Below are 16,040 nucleotides of genomic sequence, written 5' to 3'. Positions count from 1 at the left end.
GAAGCGTGTTCGATCCCCGGTGGGAATTTCCGATTCCGGGCACGCGCAAGGGCTTTTGGTGCGGGGTCGACCCGTAGGCTGCGCCTCATGTGCGGAATCGTGGGATACGTGGGGCCACAGTCGGCGCTCGAGATCGTGATGGCCGGGCTGAAGCGGCTGGAGTACCGGGGTTACGACTCGGCGGGTGTCGCCGTGCTGGCCGACGGCGGCCTGGCGACGGCCAAGAAGGCCGGGAAGCTCCTCAACCTGGAGAAGGAACTGGACGGCCGGCCGCTGCCGACCGGCACGACGGGCATCGGACACACCCGGTGGGCCACGCACGGCGGACCGACGGACGCCAACGCCCATCCGCACATCGACAACGCGGGCCGGGTAGCCGTCGTCCACAACGGCATCATCGAGAACTTCGCCGTGCTGCGGGCCGAGTTGGAGGAGCGCGGCCACGAACTGGCCTCCGAGACCGACACCGAGGTCGTGGCGCATCTGCTCGCCGAGGAGTTCTCCTCGTGCGCGGACCTCGCCGAGGCGATGCGGCTGGTGTGCAGGCGGCTGGAGGGCGCGTTCACACTCGTCGCGGTGCACGCCGACGAACCGGACGTGGTGGTGGGCGCCCGGCGGAACTCGCCGCTGGTGGTCGGCGTCGGCGAGGGCGAGTCCTTCCTCGCCTCGGACGTCGCCGCGTTCATCGACCACACGCGGTCGGCGATCGAACTGGGGCAGGACCAGGTCGTGGAACTGCGCCGGGACGGCGTGGTGGTGACCGGCTTCGACGGCCGCCCGGCCGACGTCCGCTCCTACCACGTCGACTGGGACGCGTCGGCCGCCGAGAAGGGCGGCTACGACTACTTCATGCTCAAGGAGATCGCCGAGCAGCCCAAGGCGGTCGCGGACACGCTGCTGGGCCGGATCGACGGTTCCGGCTCGCTGACCCTGGACGAGGTGCGGATCCCCCCGGGCGTGCTGCGCGAGATCGACAAGATCGTCGTCGTGGCGTGCGGTACGGCCTTCCACGCCGGGATGATCGCCAAGTACGCCATCGAGCACTTCACGCGCATCCCGTGCGAGGTGGAGCTGGCCAGTGAGTTCCGGTACCGGGACCCGATCCTGGACGCGCAGACCCTGGTCATCGCGATCTCCCAGTCCGGCGAGACCATGGACACGCTCATGGCGCTCCGTCACGCCCGGGAGCAGGGCTCCAGGGTCCTGGCGATCTGCAACACCAACGGCTCGACGATCCCGCGCGAGTCGGACGCGGTCCTGTACACGCACGCCGGGCCGGAGGTCGCCGTCGCGTCCACCAAGGCGTTCCTGACGCAGCTCGTGGCGTGCTACCTGGTCGCGCTGTACCTGGGGCAGGTCCGGGGCACCAAGTGGGGCGACGAGATCGAGGCGGTGGTCCGCGACCTGTCCTCGATCGCCGGTGCGGTGGAGCAGGTGCTCGGCACCATGGAGCCCGTGCGGGAGCTGGCCCGCTCGCTCGCCGCCAAGAACACGGTGCTCTTCCTGGGGCGGCATGTCGGGTATCCGGTGGCCCTCGAGGGCGCGCTGAAGCTCAAGGAGCTGGCCTACATGCACGCCGAGGGGTTCGCGGCCGGGGAGTTGAAGCACGGGCCGATCGCCCTGATCGAGGAGGATCTGCCCGTGGTCGTCGTGGTGCCGTCACCGCGAGGGCGGTCCGTGCTGCACGACAAGGTCGTGTCCAACATCCAGGAGATCCGGGCGCGGGGTGCGCGGACGATCGTGATCGCCGAGGAGGGCGACGAGGCGGTGGTGCCGTACGCCGACCATCTGATCCGGATCCCGGTCACACCGACGCTGCTGCAGCCGATGGTGGCGACGGTGCCGCTGCAGGTGTTCGCCTGTGAGCTGGCCACGGCCCGGGGCAACGAGGTGGACCAGCCGCGGAACCTGGCGAAGTCGGTGACGGTGGAGTAGGAAGCGGGGGCGAACGGCGACAGCCGTTCACCCCCGCCGCCCATCGGTTGTCCGGTCCCGGCGTCTCGTCGCGTCAGTCGGCGACCCGCGCACCGATGGCCCGGGCACGGCGCCGGGCCTCGGGGCTGAGGCCTTTGCGGCGGGGGGAGGTGCGGGGGTTATAGGCGGTTGGCTGGGCGAGGTAGCCGAGGCCACTCAGGCCCGGAGGCCTGGCCACCACGCAGGCGAAGCGCGGGTCACCCGCGTACCAGAGTTCCTCGTCGTACTGCTTGAGGGCCTCGTGGCTCCAGGTCCGGAACAGCCCGGCAGACACCTTCAGCGACACAGTTTTCTCCGGGGTGTCAGGGTCGGGCAGCACGAAGACCGCGTCCTTGCCCTTGGTGATTCGCACAGCACCGGACTGCCGACGCCAGGGGTAGACGGTGAGGATGCGCCGCATTCGCCACCCCAAGGCGAGTCGGCCGAGGGCTAGGCACGCCATGAGCCCGATCAGCACAAGGACCACGGCCATGGGAAGCGACGCTTCCACGGGCAACAAGAGGGTGACGAACAACGTCGCCCACCAGAGCGCCACCCAGCCGAGTGACTTCGCCAGGTGACGCGCCGTCCGGATGCGGAAGGCACGTCGAGTGCCCGGCGTGTCCCATGCCTTCGGTCCGTCGAAGCCCTGTGCGTCGAAGTTCATGGTCATTCGCACATCCTGGTTCAGCCGAAGTCGGACGCGATGTCGTCCGCGATGCTGCTTGTGCCGTCGGCTGCGTCGTCGTGGACGGCGCGCTCGATCTCCGGCAGCGGATCGTGGAACGACACCGTGTGCGCGATGCCTTCCATCATGTCGCGGTAGTGCTTGCGGGAGCCCACGGCCGTACTGCTCAGCGTCAGAACACCCAGCTGCGTGCCTGAGGGGGCCGGGATATAGACATTGCACTGGTAGAGGTCTTGACTTGGCATCCCTTCAAGGGCGGGCATGGTGATCACTGTGTCGGAGACCGAGGCCGGACGGCCGCCCGGCAGCGTCAAGAGCCCTACGTTGCCAGCGCATTCACGCAGGGAGACCGCGCGGACCGCCGTGATCTTGGCTGGGGCCCACTCGACGTCTCGGAGCGCCACAGTGAATACTGATGACGCAGACGACCCGTCGTCCGCGTAGTGCATTCCGAGGGAGCAGGCGATGACGCCTTCACTCCGCATCTGGGCGGTCATGAACCGAACGTCCCGCAGCGCAGCCGTATACCGGTCGCGCTCGTCCTCGGGGACAAGGTCCAGGACCAGCGCCAGCGCCTGTTCGAGGTGCGTCTCCTGCTCTGAGCCCGGTTCGGGGTCGAGAGCGTCGATCGGAACGCTGAAGAACCCGGCCGGCAGGGCGTACCAGATCTTCGAACTCGGGTCTCTGGCCGTGTCGTCGATCACCAGCGGATGGGAGTCTCCGAGGCTTCTTGTCGGTCTTGAAGTGATCCCCCACTCGGGCCTCCCCGTTCGCGTATCGGCGGGCGCATCGGCAAACGACACCGGCGACAACGGTCAGTCGAACGGGCCGATCATGCCATGTGACGGCAGCGACACCGTCCGGCGGCACAGAACCGAACTGGCCGCCGTAAGGGGGCGGTTGTCACGGCAGGCTCCACGGGTGCGGCGGCCTGGGGCTGTAGGGGAGCATGGTCCAGTTGTCGGGGGTCACGTGGTAGTAGTCCCCGTTGTCGGCGTCCATCCGGGAGCTGCCGTGCACGTGCACGATGTCCGCGTGGAGGCGGTAGTGGAAGCCGCCCATCATGCCCGCCACCCGGAAGAAGACCCGTACGTCCAGGCCCTCCGTGAGCGGTGACAGCGGTGGCAGGAGGTGCTCGATCTCGTCGAAGCAGCTGCCGGTGCGCTCCCGCAGCAGCGCGTGGAAGTGGTGCTCCAGCGCATCGGAAGGGGAGGGGAGCTGCCGGACCGTGACCGGTTCCAGGAGTTCCAGCAGATGCGTGTGCCCTCGCTCCCGGGCGATGTCCACGGGGCGCCGTCCGTCCCGGGTGCGCTGCGTACGCCAGGCGCCGTGCGCGATCAGCCGGGAGACGACGGCTATGCCGGCGCCGTGCCAGGCGGCCTGGTGCAGCGGGGCGAATCCGCTGCGGTTCCCGGGCCGGGCGAGATTGACGTACTGGGGATTGCTCTCCAACGCCCCGAACAGCCCGGCCCAGTCGGCATCCCGGGCCAGATCCGAGAACCGGTCCCGGTCCTTCAGGTACCAGTCCCCGTAGCGGTCGCGGTCGGTGAGGCCGTCCCATTCCATGTTGATCATGCTAGGGCCCGTTGCGGGCGGGGAAACGCCGTGGCGTCCCCATAGGGTGCATGGCATGAGCATCATCGGGGTCGGGATCGACGTCGCCGAGATCGAGCGGTTCGCGGCGTCCTTGGAGCGTACGCCCGCGCTGGCGGAGCGGCTGTTCGTGGAGCGGGAGTTGTTGCTGCCCGGCGGGGAGCGCCGAGGTGTCGCCTCCCTGGCCGCCCGGTTCGCTGCCAAGGAGGCCCTGGCCAAGGCGCTCGGCGCTCCGGGCGGGCTGCTCTGGACCGATGCCGAGGTGTACGTCGAGGACAGTGGGCGGCCCCGGCTGCGGGTGACCGGGACCGTGGCCGAGCGGGCCGCCGAACTCGGGGTCCGGTCCTGGCACCTGTCCCTGAGTCATGACGCCGGGGTGGCCTCGGCCGTTGTCATCGCGGAGGGGTGATGCGGGCCGGCGCGTCAGTACATCGCCCACAGGAGGGTGACGGTGCCGATGAAGCCTACCGCACCCAGCGCCGTGCCCGCCGCCGCGGTCCACATGCGGCCCATGCCCTTGCGGGCGTAGTGCATGCCCATCACGCCGAACGTGATGGCCAGCGCCCCGGCCAGCACCGTCCAGGGGAACAGGAACGCCCACGTGCCCACGGCGGACAGGACGCCGAGAACGAGTGCCGTGGGGCCGAGGGCGGTGGCGGGTGTGTCGGTTGCCGTGGAGGTGGTGGATCCGGCCATGGTCTGGCCTCCCCTTGTTGGACGACCTTCTTGAACGACATTTTTGAACGAGTTCAAATCGTGCGTCGATCATAGCGGACTTCCAGGAGCAGGAGAACGGCATGGTCATGGTGAAGGGGGTCGACACCCGCGGCGCGCAGCACTGCGAGACGACAGCGCTGGGAGTGCTGCTGCGGCATCAGGGCATCGATCTGTCCGAGCCCATACTCTTCGGCCTCGGCTCCGGCCTGTCCTTCGTCTACTGGGACAGCAAGAACATGGACTTCCCGTTCCTCGGAGGGCGGGTCAAGCCCTTCGAGCTCACCAGGAACCTGGCCGGCGCACTCGGGCTGGAACTCGTGGTGCGGGAGACCGGATCGGCCCGCAAGGGTTGGGAGCACGTGGCGGCCGCCATCGACGCCGGTCACCCCCTCGGGTTGCAGCTCGACAGCCACCACCTGGACTACTTCACCTCGAAGGTGCACTTCGGCGGTCATGTCGTCGCCATGTACGGCTATGACGAGCGGGATGCCTACCTCGTGGACACCGCGCAGCAGGGCGGCGCCGTGTCCACCGGCCTGGACGGCCTCGCCCGGGCCAGGGCCGCGCGCGGGCCCATGACCGCCAGGCACCGGTCCTTCACCCTCACCGCTCCCGAGAAGCCGCCCGCCCCGCGGGACCGGATCGTTCCGGCCATCACCGCCTGCGCGGACGCCTTCCTCGACCCGCCCATCGCCAACCTCGGCCACCGGGGCATCGAGAAGGCCGGCAGGCTCGTACCCCGCTGGCTCCAGCGCACCGGCGACCCGCGGCGGGACCTGCCGCAGGCCGCCCGTCTGATGGAGCAGGCCGGCACCGGCGGTGCCCTGTTCCGCAACCTCTACCGCGACTTCCTCGCCGAATGCGCCGAGTGGCTCGACAGTGACCGTCTGCGGACCGGGCACCGGCTGTACTCGGAGGCGGCCGCCTGCTGGACGGAAGTCGCGGCACTGGTCGCGCAGGCCGGGGAGTCGGGTGACGGGCAGTACCTCGTGCGGGCGGGTGCCGTCCTGTCGGACGTCGCGCGCATCGAGCGTGAGGCCATGCGGGCGCTGAGCCGGCTGGGCGGTTGAGCGCCCGCCGCGCCCCCGCCGGGTGAGGGGGCCCGGGTGAGGGTGCAGCGGGCCGGTGTCAGCAGACGGACTGGCTGCTGTTCACCCGTGTGATGTTGCGGAACGTCGTGTTCTCGCCGCACGGGCTCTCCCTGATGGCCGAGTTGGTGACCGTCAGGTTCTGCACGGTGATGTCCTTGTTGTTGGGGAACTCCGAGCGGGCGGCCAGTCGCAGCTCGCCGCCGCCGGTGATCGTGCCGCTCCGGGCCGCCAGGCTGACGTTGTAGCAGTTCTCGATCAGCACCGAGTTGTTGCCGGTGCCGGAGAGGGTCACCCGGTCGATCGTCGCCCCGCCGCTCTCGGAGACGCAGAACACGCCGCGCCCGCCGCCCCGGGCGATGACCTCGCCGACCCGGATGTTGGTGGGGTAGCCGTTGCCGATCCGGCCGTTGCGGTTGGCCATGCGGAAGGCGGCGTAACCGGTACCGGTGCCGGCGTTCTCCGCGTCCACCTTGGTGACGCTCGCGTTGACGGTCTGGTTGAGCAGCAGGCCGGACTCGCCCACGTTGCGGGCCGTCACCGTGCCGATGGTGATGCCGTCGACGCCGTAGGTCTCGACCGCGTGGCTGGACGCGCCGGAGACGTGGACGTTGTCGATGCGGACGTTGCGCGTCCACTGGCTGGTGTCGCCGCGGTTGTCGATGCGGACGCCCAGGCCGCGGGAGAGGCGCATGTCGATCTGGCCGAGCACCACGTTCTGGACGTTGCGCAGGAAGATGCCGTACAGCGGGGTGCCGGTGAGCCTGAGGTTCTGGACCTCGACGTCGCGGGTGCCGCGGGAGTAGACCGGCGCCTGGTCGCCCGAGCCGCTGCCGGTGACGTCGATGGTGCCGCAGACGTCGAGAACGGTGTGGCTCGGGAGGGAGATGCGGGAGTTCGCCGGGATCGAGCCCGAGCCGCGGACCACGACCCGTTCCTTCGCGGTGCGTCCCGGCGTGAGGCTGTTGACGGCCGCCTGGACGGCGGCGCGCATGTCGGTGCCGGTGTAGACGACCGTGCCGTTGCCGCGCCGGGCCGTCCAGGTGCCGCCGCTTTGCGCGGCCTCGGCGTGGTGGGGACCTTCTCCGCAGGCCGCCGCACGCGTGGGGGCGGCGGTGGCCGGAGCGGTCAGGGTGCCGGCGGCGGTGAGGAGGGCGGTGGCGCCGGCGGCGGCGAGTAATGCGGCTCTGCGTCCCATGGGGCCTCGGTTTCGTCGGACGTGGGGGGTGGGCAAGCGTGCGCTAGCGAGTGCGCGAGGGAGGGTGCAAGCGCTTTCTGCGCGATCGGGGAGTCTGGCAAAGGGCACGCAAAGCGTCAACGGGTCCGGCCCGGCCGGGAGGTGTCGGAGGTGCGACACGGGACCGAAGCCGCGCGCGATACGGGGGAGTGGTCCGGCGGTCGTACGGGAAACTCGACCGCATGCGTAGTGCGTACAGCGTGGAGACGGTCAGGACCGCCGAACGGGAGCTGATGGCGCGGCTGCCGGAGGGGGCGCTGATGCAACGCGCCGCCGCCGGACTCGCCGCCGCCTGCGCCGACCTGCTCGGGCGGGTGTACGGCAGCCGGGTCGTGCTGCTGGTCGGCAGCGGCGACAACGGTGGCGACGCGTTGTACGCCGGTGCCCGGCTGGCGAGGCGCGGGGCCGGTGTCACGGCGGTGCTGCTCGCGCCCGGGCGGGCTCACGCGGAAGGCCTGGCGGCGCTGCGGCGGGCCGGGGGCCGCGCCGTGGACGCCGGCGCGCCCTTGGACGGGGGTGGCGTGGAGGAACTGGTGGAGCGGGCCGATCTCGTCGTCGACGGCATCGTCGGGATCGGTGGGAAGGGCGGGCTGCGGCCGGACGCGGTGCCGCTGGCCGCCGCCGCCGAGCGGTCGCGGGGCGCAGTCGTCGCCGTCGATCTGCCGAGCGGGGTCGAGGCCGACACGGGCGAGGTGCGCGGGGCCGCGGTACGGGCGGATCTGACGGTGACGTTCGGGACGCACAAGCCGGGGCTGCTGATCGACCCCGCGCGGGAGTACGCGGGTTCCGTGCGGCTGGTCGGCATCGGGCTGGAGCTGCCCGCCGAGCCGGAACTGGAGGCGTTGCAGCACGCGGACGTGGCGGAGCTGCTGCCGGTGCCGCGGGCCGAGAGCGACAAGTACCGGCGGGGTGTCGTCGGGATCGCCGCCGGGTCGGCGCGCTACCCGGGCGCCGCCGTGCTCGCCGTCGCCGGGGCGCTGCGCGGCGGGGCCGGAGCCGTGCGGTACGTCGGGCCCGCCGGGGACGCCGTCATCGCGCGCTTTCCCGAGACGCTCGTGTCGGACCAGGGGCCGAAGCATGCCGGGCGGGTGCAGGCGTGGGTCACCGGGCCCGGGGCCGGTGACGACGCGGCGACGGTGGGGGAGGTGCTGGCGGCGGAGGTGCCGGTGCTGGTCGATGCGGACGGCCTGCGGTTGGCCGACGCGGCGGTCGTGCGGGCCCGGAGGGCGCCGACGCTGATGACGCCGCACGCGGGTGAGGCGGCGGCGCTGCTCGGGGTCGAGCGGCGGGAGGTCGAGGGGGCCCGGCTGGCGGCGGCGCGGGAGCTGGCGGGGCGGTACGGGGCGACCGTGCTGCTGAAGGGGTCGACGACGTTGGTGGCGGACCCGGGGGGTGGGGCGGTGCGGGTGAATCCGACGGGGACGTCCTGGCTGGCCACGGCGGGGAGCGGGGACGTGCTGTCGGGGCTGGCCGGGTCGTTGCTGGCAGCGGGGCTCTCGGCGGTGGACGCGGGGAGTGTGGGGGCGTATCTGCACGGGCTGGCCGGGAGGCTGGCGGCGGACGGGGCGCCGGTGGGGGCGCATGATGTGGCCGACGCGGTTCCGGAGGCCTGGCGGAACGTCCTTGGGTAGATCGCGCGCGGTGGGCGCGGACGGGTGGGGGTGCGGTGGGGTCGGGTCGCCCCCTCCGCCCCTTCCCGTCCCGACTCCGGGGGCTGCCGCCCCCGGGCCCCCGCTCGGCCTGGACGGCCTCGTCCTCAATCGCCGGACGGGCTCAAGGCAGCTGAGGGCACCGGGCCGGGCTCCGCGAGCTGGAGTGCGGGGCCGGGCCACGAGTGCTGAGGTGCGGGGCAGGGGCCGAGCTGAGGTGCTTGAGGTGCTGGGCAGGGGCCGAGTTGAGGTGCCGGGCCGGGATCCGGGGGCTGAAGTGCTGGACGGGCTCAAGGTACTGGGGTGCCGGGCCGGGCTGCGAGGACTGTGGTGCCGGGCCGGGCGTCGCGAGCTGGAGTGCCGGACGTGCTCGGAGAGCTCAGGCGGCGGAAGGGCCGGGAAGGCCGAGCCGGGTCCTCCGGTCCGGGGCGGGGCCCTCTGAGACACTGGGCGCGATGAGCGAGAGAACAGCCCCGCGCACCGCGCCCCTGCGGGCCCGCGCGGAGATCGACCTGGCCGCCCTGCGGGCCAACGTGCGGGCCTTGCGCGCCCACGCGCCGGGCGCGGCCCTGATGGCCGTGGTGAAGTCCGAGGCGTACGGCCACGGCGCTGTGCCGTGCGCCCGCGCGGCCCTCGCCGCCGGGGCGGACTGGCTGGGCACGGCCACGCCGGAGGAAGCCCTCGCCCTGCGGGCCGCCGGGCTGCCCGGCCGCATCATGTGCTGGCTGTGGACGCCCGGCGGGCCCTGGCGGGAGGCGATCGAGGCGGACCTCGACGTGTCCGTCAGCGCGATGTGGGCCCTCGGCGAGGTCACCGAGGCGGCCCGGCTCGCCGGACGGCCCGCACGCGTGCAGCTCAAGGCCGACACGGGGCTCGGACGGGGCGGCTGCCAGCCCGGTGACGACTGGGCCGAGCTGGTCCGCGAGGCGCTGCGCGCCGAGGCCGAGGGGCTGCTGCGCGTCACGGGGCTCTGGTCGCACCTCGCCTGTGCCGACGAACCCGGCCATCCCTCCGTCACCGCCCAGCTCGGCCTCTTCCGGGAGATGGTCGCGTACGCCGAGGAGCGGGGCGTCCGTCCCGAGGTGCGGCACATCGCCAACTCGCCGGCCACGCTCACCCTGCCCGAGAGCCACTTCGACCTCGTCCGGACCGGCATCTCCCTCTACGGCATCTCGCCCAGCCCCGAACTCGGCACCCCGGCCGACTTCGGGCTGCGGCCGGTGATGACGCTGTCCGCCTCGCTCGCCCTGGTCAAGCACGTGCCGGGCGGGCACGGCGTGAGCTACGGCTACCGGTACGTGACGCCGGGCGCGACCACCCTCGGCCTCGTTCCGCTCGGCTACGCGGACGGCGTCCCGCGGCACGCCTCCTCCGCCGGCCCGGTCCTCGTCGAGGGCAAGTGGCGCACGGTCGCCGGACGCGTCGCCATGGACCAGTTCGTGGTCGACCTGGGCGGCGACGAGCCCGCGGCGGGGGCCGAGGCCGTCCTCTTCGGGCCCGGGGACCGCGGCGAGCCCACCGCCGAGGACTGGGCCCAGGCGGCCGGAACCATCGCCTACGAGATCGTGACCCGGATCGGATCGCGCGTTCCGCGCGTCTATGTGAATGAGGAACAGGACGGGTAACTCGGAGGGGGTACTCGTCACCCGAAACACGACCGTCACGGTTCATCACGAGCGTCACGGTCATGTCGCGAACAACAGCAGCAGCAAGAGCACCATCTGATGACGGCAACGACATCCCGATCAGCAGCCCGGCGAAGAGGAGCGGTACGTGAGCGAGAGCAGTGCGGAGGCCGTCGCGCACGCCGCAAGCGCGGCCGTCGCGGCCTCCGCCGCGGGGGCGGCGGGGGGCTGGCGCCGGGCGACCGGCATCGCGGGCGTCGCGATAGGCGTGGTGGCCACGGGCGCGGCCGCCGGTGTGGCCCTGGAGCGGATGACGGTCGGCCGCGGCATGCGCCAGAAGGCGCGGCTCGCGCTCGACTCGGCCGGACCGTACGGCGCGCTGCGCGGCATGCCCGGAAAGGCGTTCGCCGACGACGGCACGGAGCTGTACTACGAGGTCGACGACGTCGACGCGGAGGCCGCCCCCGCGGCCATCGGCCCACGCCGCCGGAGGCTCTTCGGCCGCAAGTCACCCGCCCCCGTCACCGTCGTCTTCAGCCATGGCTACTGCCTCAGCCAGGATTCCTGGCACTTCCAGCGGGCGGCGCTCAGGGGCGTCGTGAGGACCGTGCACTGGGACCAGCGCAGCCACGGCCGCTCCGGGCGGGGCGTGGCCCAGGCGCGGGGCGAGGCGGTCACCATCGAGCAGCTGGGCCGTGATCTGAAGGCCGTCATCGACGCGGCCGCGCCCGAGGGGCCGATCGTGCTGGTCGGGCACTCCATGGGCGGCATGACGGTGATGGCGCTGGCCGACCAGTACCCCGAGCTGATCCGCGAGCGGGTCGTCGGGGTGGCCTTCGTGGGAACGTCGTCGGGGAAGCTCGGCGAGGTCAACTACGGGCTCCCGGTCGCCGGTGTCAACGTGGTGCGGCGGGTGCTGCCCGGGGTGCTGAAGGCGCTGGGGCAGCGGGCCGAGCTGGTGGAGAAGGGCCGACGGGCCACCGCCGACCTGTTCGCCGGGGTCGTCAAGCGGTACTCGTTCGCGTCCCGGGACGTCGACCCGGCCATCGCCCGGTTCGCCGAGCGGATGATCGAGAGCACACCTATCGACGTGGTCGCCGAGTACTACCCGGCGTTCAACGACCACGACAAGACCGAGGCCCTCGTCCACTTCGCCGACATGCCGGTCCTCGTCCTGGCCGGGGTGCAGGACCTGGTCACTCCCAGTGAGCACAGCGAGGCGATCGCCGACGTCCTGCCGGGCGCGGAGCTGGTACTGGTGCCGGACGCCGGGCACCTGGTCATTCTGGAGCACCCGGCGGTCGTCACCGACCGCCTCGCCGATCTGCTCGCCCGTACCGGAGCGATGCCCGCCACGGCTACCGTGAAGGGCTGTGACTCCGCCTCCTCCTGACGGGGGTGGCTGCCGGTACTACTGCTAGTGAGTGACGATGGAAGAAACCGCGACAACGCACGCACCTGTGGGCTCCCGTTCCATGAGCGTCACCGTCACCTCCCCCGAGCAGATGCGGGAGCTGGGCCGCCGGCTCGCGGGGCTGCTGCGCGCGGGGGACCTGGTGATGCTCAGCGGGGAGCTCGGAGCGGGCAAGACGACGCTGACCCGTGGGCTGGGCGAGGGGCTCGGCGTGCGCGGCGCCGTCACCTCGCCGACGTTCGTGATCGCCCGGGTCCATCCGCCGCTGGGCGACGGGCCGCCGCTGGTCCACGTCGACGCCTACCGGCTCTCGGGCGGGCTGGACGAGATGGAGGACCTCGATCTCGACGTCTCGCTGCCCGAGTCCGTGGTCGTCGTGGAGTGGGGCGAGGGCAAGGTGGAGGAGCTGACCGAGGACCGGCTCCAGGTCGTCATCCACCGGGCGGTGGGCGACACGACCGACGAGGTCCGGCAGATGACGATCACCGGTATGGGGGAACGCTGGGCGGCGGCGGACCTGAGCGCGCTCGCGGCGTAGCTTCCCGCCGGTCGCGGAGCGTGTGGCGTTTCGATGAACGTTCCGACAGGGCGTCGGCAAGATGTTGCGTTCGGCGTCCCGTCCGTGGTCACATGGTATCCAGTCCGTAGTTAGGTGTACCTAACCACGTCCGCCCCCGCCCTCCAGGAGGCGTCCATGTCGGCTACACAGAGCAAGGGGCAGCCGCTGCCGTTCGCGGTCACCGGGGTGTCCATGCGCGACCTGCTGGCGGCGGGCGAGGCGGCGGTGCTGGTCTCCACGCCCCCGCGCGCTCCCGAGCCGGACCTCTCCGAGCCGGCCGGGGATCACCGCGAGGCCGCGTAACCGCCCGTCCCGTCAGCGGACGACCACGACCTTCCGGCCGATCGTCGCGAACGTCCACATCACGTCGCCGTCCACCCGGGACTCGCGGATGCCGCCCGTACGGACCTGCCCGCCGGGCGCGGCGGTGGAGCCGCTCACGGCCGCGCTGAAGCCGATGACCACACCGTCCACGCTGGTGAAGCGCACGACGTGCTCGACCGGGACGCCGTCGGATCCGGTGATCGTGTTCGAGCGGGACGTGACCGCGTAGCTGCCCGGGGCCGGGTCCACCTGGCTCGGGTAGACCCTGAACGTGCGGGTGACCGCCTCGTCGGCGGCGACCAGCCACACCCGGTCGGCGCGCAGCGAGTACACGACCCGTGCGCCCGTGCCGGACCCGCCGGGCAGGGCGGCCGGGTCCGTCCTGACCCGGGGCGCCTTCGAGGGACCGACCGCGGGTGAGACACCCGGCTGCGGCCTGCCCAGGCCGGCCGGGACGGTCTGCGAGGCCTGGTGAGCGAGGTAACCGACCGTCGCGAGAGCCGCGGCGGTCAGCCCGGCCACGATCCCCGAGCTGCTGGCTGCCACCGGCACCCACCTCCGTGTCGTACGTCCCTGTCGTACACGCCCGTCCGCCGGGCCGTGACGGAAGGTGACGCTAGCAGCAGGTGACTGCCCGCCAGGTACGTCCGACACGGGCCCCGGGGAGCCGTAGGCTGTTTGCGTGCTCTTGCTCGCTCTGGATACCGCCACACCCGCCGTCACCGTCGCGCTGCACGACGGACGCGACGTCATCGCCTCGTCGAGTCAGGTGGACGCCCGGCGGCACGGGGAACTGCTGCTGCCCGCCATCGACCGGGTGCTCGCCGAGGCCGGCCGGAAGCTCGACGCCGTCACCGGGATCGTCGCCGGGATCGGTCCCGGCCCGTACACCGGTCTGCGCGTCGGGCTGATGACCGCCGAGACCTTCGGCCTCGCACTCGGCGTCCCCGTGCACGGCGTGTGCACGCTGGACGGACTCGCCTACGCCACCGACCTCGAGGGCCCCTTCGTGGTGGCCACCGACGCCCGGCGCAAGGAGGTGTACTGGGCGCGCTACGCCGACTCCCGCACCCGCGTCACCGACCCGGCCGTCGACCGGCCCGCCGACATCGCCGAGCAGGTCGAGGGCCTGCCCGCGGTCGGCGCGGGCGCGCTGCTGTACCCGGACACCTTCCCCAAGGCGCACGAGCCCGAGCACGTGTCCGCCGCCGCCCTCGCCCGGCTGGCCGCCGAGAAGCTCGCGGCGGGCGGGGAACTTCCCTCGCCCCGGCCGCTCTACCTGCGCCGCCCCGACGCCCAGGTCCCCAAGAACTACAAGGTGGTCACCCCCAAGTGACCGGTCCCGAGACGTGTGAGCTGCGCGAGATGCGCTGGTGGGACATCGACCCCGTGCTGGAGCTGGAGCGGGACCTGTTCCCCGACGACGCCTGGTCGCGGGGCATGTTCTGGTCCGAGCTGGCCCACGCCCGCGGGCCGGAGGCGACCAGGAAGTACGTCGTGGCCGAGACGGGGGAGCGGATCGTCGGGTACGCCGGTGTCGCCTCCTCCGGCGAGCAGGCCGACATCCAGACCATCGCCGTCACCCGGGAGCAGTGGGGGACCGGGCTGGGCGGCCGCCTCCTCACCGAACTGCTGCGGGCCGCGACCGCCTTCGAGTGCACCGAGGTGATGCTGGAGTGCCGCGTGGACAACATCCGCGCGCAGAAGCTGTACGAGCGCTTCGGCTTCGAGGCCATCGGCTTCAGGCGCGGCTACTACCAGCCGGGGAACGTGGACGCCCTGGTGATGCGACTGACCGACCCCTCTTCCGTACAAGGAACCCAGATCAATGGCTGACTCACGCGACGAGCCGCTCGTCCTCGGCATCGAGACCTCCTGCGACGAGACCGGCGTAGGCATCGTCCGTGGCACCACCCTGCTCGCCGACGCCGTCGCCTCCAGCGTCGACGAGCACGCCCGCTTCGGCGGCGTCGTGCCCGAGGTCGCCTCCCGTGCGCACCTGGAGGCCATGGTGCCCACCATCGACCGCGCCCTGAAGGAAGCCGGGGTGAGCGCACGGGACCTGGACGGCGTCGCCGTCACCGCGGGCCCCGGCCTCGCGGGCGCCCTGCTGGTCGGCGTCTCCGCGGCGAAGGCGTACGCCTACGCGCTCGGCAAGCCCCTGTACGGCGTCAACCACCTCGCCTCGCACATCTGCGTGGACCAGCTGGAGCACGGCGCGCTGCCCGAGCCGACCATGGCGCTGCTGGTGTCCGGCGGCCACTCCTCGCTGCTGCTGTCGAGCGACATCACCTCCGACGTCCGCCCGATGGGCGCGACCATCGACGACGCGGCCGGCGAGGCCTTCGACAAGATCGCCCGCGTGCTGAACCTGGGCTTCCCGGGCGGCCCGGTCATCGACCGGTACGCACGTGAGGGCGACCCGGACGCGATCGCCTTCCCACGCGGTCTGACCGGTCCGCGCGACCCCGCCTACGACTTCTCCTTCTCCGGGCTGAAGACGGCCGTGGCGCGCTGGATCGAGGCGAAGCGGGCGGCGGGGGAGGAGGTGCCGGTGCGTGACGTGGCGGCCTCCTTCCAGGAGGCGGTCGTGGACGTGCTGACCCGCAAGGCCGTCCGGGCGTGCAAGGACGAGGGCGTCGACCACCTGATGATCGGCGGCGGTGTGGCCGCCAACTCCCGGCTGCGGGCCCTCGCCCAGGAGCGCTGCGAGGCGGCCGGGATCCGGCTGCGCGTCCCGCGGCCCAAGCTGTGCACGGACAACGGGGCGATGGTCGCCGCGCTCGGCGCCGAGATGGTGGCCCGCAACCGGGCCGCGTCGAGCTGGGACCTGCCGGCCGACTCCTCGCTGCCGGTGACGGAACCTCACGTGCCGGGCACCCACGGCCACGACCACGTGCACGAGGTCAGCAAGGAGAACCTCTACTCGTGACGGTCGCCCTGATGTGGGAGGCGCGGGCGGTGCCCGGGCGCGGTGCGGAACTGCTCGCCTGGGCGCGGGCGCAGAAGCTCTCCCGGGAGCCCCTGCGCCGGGAGACCCTGCGCGCCCCCCAGGACCGCGTCCTCGTCATCACCTGGTGGGACGCCCCGTACGACGCCGAGCTGCCCGAACTCCCCGAGCCGGAGGACGGGCTGGTCACCCGGGCGGTGCACCGGTGGCGGTTCGAGTCGGTGGACGCGGGCTGACCCGGCC

Annotated in this window: 18 protein-coding genes; 12 read left to right on the top strand and 6 right to left on the bottom strand. The window is 72.3% G+C overall.

The window, feature by feature from the left end:
* The first annotated feature begins 87 nt into the window (after positions 1 to 87).
* Positions 88 to 1,935 (top strand): glutamine--fructose-6-phosphate transaminase (isomerizing), encoded by a 1,848-nt coding sequence (glmS, locus tag IE212_RS02080; RefSeq protein WP_190195922.1) that lies wholly within the window; start codon positions 88 to 90, stop codon positions 1,933 to 1,935.
* A gap of 73 nt (positions 1,936 to 2,008) precedes the next feature.
* Here glmS and IE212_RS02075 read toward each other — a convergent pair whose 3' ends face one another.
* The 3 genes from IE212_RS02075 to IE212_RS02065 all read right to left on the bottom strand — a co-directional run bounded on the left by IE212_RS02075 (position 2,009) and on the right by IE212_RS02065 (position 4,207).
* Complete coding sequence (locus IE212_RS02075; protein ID WP_190195921.1) at positions 2,009 to 2,626, bottom strand: hypothetical protein; 618 nt, start codon at positions 2,624 to 2,626, stop codon at positions 2,009 to 2,011.
* Between the two features lie 14 nt (positions 2,627 to 2,640).
* Positions 2,641 to 3,345, bottom strand: coding sequence for a hypothetical protein (locus IE212_RS02070; protein WP_190195920.1), 705 nt, complete (start codon positions 3,343 to 3,345; stop codon positions 2,641 to 2,643).
* Between the two features lie 199 nt (positions 3,346 to 3,544).
* Positions 3,545 to 4,207: an ankyrin repeat domain-containing protein gene (locus IE212_RS02065; RefSeq protein ID WP_229863988.1), complete on the bottom strand. Its 663-nt coding sequence runs from the start codon at positions 4,205 to 4,207 to the stop codon at positions 3,545 to 3,547.
* A 64-nt stretch (positions 4,208 to 4,271) separates the two neighbouring features.
* Here IE212_RS02065 and IE212_RS02060 point away from each other — a divergent pair, with 64 nt between their 5' ends.
* Entirely contained in the window at positions 4,272 to 4,643 is a 372-nt protein-coding gene (locus tag IE212_RS02060; protein WP_190195918.1) for a holo-ACP synthase, read from the top strand.
* Between the two features lie 14 nt (positions 4,644 to 4,657).
* Here the strand turns inward: IE212_RS02060 and IE212_RS02055 are convergent, their stop codons facing one another.
* On the bottom strand, positions 4,658 to 4,930 hold the full coding sequence (locus tag IE212_RS02055; protein WP_190195917.1) for a hypothetical protein: 273 nt from the start codon (positions 4,928 to 4,930) through the stop codon (positions 4,658 to 4,660).
* Positions 4,931 to 5,031: 101 nt separating this feature from the next.
* Between IE212_RS02055 and IE212_RS02050 the strand changes: the two genes are divergently transcribed.
* Entirely contained in the window at positions 5,032 to 6,021 is a 990-nt protein-coding gene (locus IE212_RS02050; protein WP_190195916.1) for a BtrH N-terminal domain-containing protein, read from the top strand.
* 58 nt (positions 6,022 to 6,079) lie between these two features.
* Here the strand turns inward: IE212_RS02050 and IE212_RS02045 are convergent, their stop codons facing one another.
* The gene (locus IE212_RS02045) at positions 6,080 to 7,237 is read right to left on the bottom strand and encodes a right-handed parallel beta-helix repeat-containing protein (RefSeq protein ID WP_190195915.1); all 1,158 of its coding nucleotides are present in this window, start codon (positions 7,235 to 7,237) and stop codon (positions 6,080 to 6,082) included.
* Between the two features lie 221 nt (positions 7,238 to 7,458).
* Between IE212_RS02045 and IE212_RS02040 the strand changes: the two genes are divergently transcribed.
* The 5 genes from IE212_RS02040 to IE212_RS02020 all read left to right on the top strand — a co-directional run bounded on the left by IE212_RS02040 (position 7,459) and on the right by IE212_RS02020 (position 12,826).
* Positions 7,459 to 8,907 (top strand): NAD(P)H-hydrate dehydratase, encoded by a 1,449-nt coding sequence (locus IE212_RS02040; RefSeq protein WP_190195914.1) that lies wholly within the window; start codon positions 7,459 to 7,461, stop codon positions 8,905 to 8,907.
* 473 nt (positions 8,908 to 9,380) lie between these two features.
* Positions 9,381 to 10,550 (top strand): alanine racemase, encoded by a 1,170-nt coding sequence (gene alr / locus IE212_RS02035; protein WP_190195913.1) that lies wholly within the window; start codon positions 9,381 to 9,383, stop codon positions 10,548 to 10,550.
* Positions 10,551 to 10,698: 148 nt separating this feature from the next.
* Entirely contained in the window at positions 10,699 to 11,943 is a 1,245-nt protein-coding gene (locus IE212_RS02030; protein ID WP_190195912.1) for an alpha/beta fold hydrolase, read from the top strand.
* 82 nt (positions 11,944 to 12,025) lie between these two features.
* Positions 12,026 to 12,502 (top strand): tRNA (adenosine(37)-N6)-threonylcarbamoyltransferase complex ATPase subunit type 1 TsaE, encoded by a 477-nt coding sequence (gene tsaE, locus IE212_RS02025; protein WP_229863986.1) that lies wholly within the window; start codon positions 12,026 to 12,028, stop codon positions 12,500 to 12,502.
* A gap of 156 nt (positions 12,503 to 12,658) precedes the next feature.
* A complete protein-coding gene (locus tag IE212_RS02020) occupies positions 12,659 to 12,826 on the top strand; it encodes a hypothetical protein (RefSeq protein WP_190195911.1) in 168 nt (55 codons plus the stop codon).
* Between the two features lie 12 nt (positions 12,827 to 12,838).
* Here the strand turns inward: IE212_RS02020 and IE212_RS02015 are convergent, their stop codons facing one another.
* A complete protein-coding gene (locus IE212_RS02015) occupies positions 12,839 to 13,393 on the bottom strand; it encodes a hypothetical protein (protein ID WP_190195910.1) in 555 nt (184 codons plus the stop codon).
* A 136-nt stretch (positions 13,394 to 13,529) separates the two neighbouring features.
* On the opposite strand from IE212_RS02015, the gene tsaB reads away from it, so the two are divergent.
* From tsaB to IE212_RS01995, 4 genes are read left to right on the top strand one after another with little or no spacing between them, the layout of a single operon-like run.
* On the top strand, positions 13,530 to 14,183 hold the full coding sequence (gene tsaB / locus IE212_RS02010; protein ID WP_190195909.1) for a tRNA (adenosine(37)-N6)-threonylcarbamoyltransferase complex dimerization subunit type 1 TsaB: 654 nt from the start codon (positions 13,530 to 13,532) through the stop codon (positions 14,181 to 14,183).
* Positions 14,180 to 14,683 (top strand): ribosomal protein S18-alanine N-acetyltransferase, encoded by a 504-nt coding sequence (gene rimI, locus IE212_RS02005; RefSeq protein WP_229863985.1) that lies wholly within the window; start codon positions 14,180 to 14,182, stop codon positions 14,681 to 14,683. Before tsaB ends, rimI begins: the two co-directional genes overlap by 4 nt.
* Complete coding sequence (tsaD, locus tag IE212_RS02000) at positions 14,676 to 15,779, top strand: tRNA (adenosine(37)-N6)-threonylcarbamoyltransferase complex transferase subunit TsaD (protein WP_190195908.1); 1,104 nt, start codon at positions 14,676 to 14,678, stop codon at positions 15,777 to 15,779. Before rimI ends, tsaD begins: the two co-directional genes overlap by 8 nt.
* Entirely contained in the window at positions 15,776 to 16,033 is a 258-nt protein-coding gene (locus IE212_RS01995; RefSeq protein ID WP_190195907.1) for a hypothetical protein, read from the top strand. The genes tsaD and IE212_RS01995 overlap by 4 nt, the downstream gene beginning before the upstream one ends.
* Positions 16,034 to 16,040 lie beyond the last annotated feature (7 nt).

This window comes from Streptomyces djakartensis (assembly GCF_014651075.1).
Classification (GTDB): domain Bacteria; phylum Actinomycetota; class Actinomycetes; order Streptomycetales; family Streptomycetaceae; genus Streptomyces; species Streptomyces djakartensis.
This window is presented reverse-complemented; position numbering and strand designations above follow the sequence as displayed.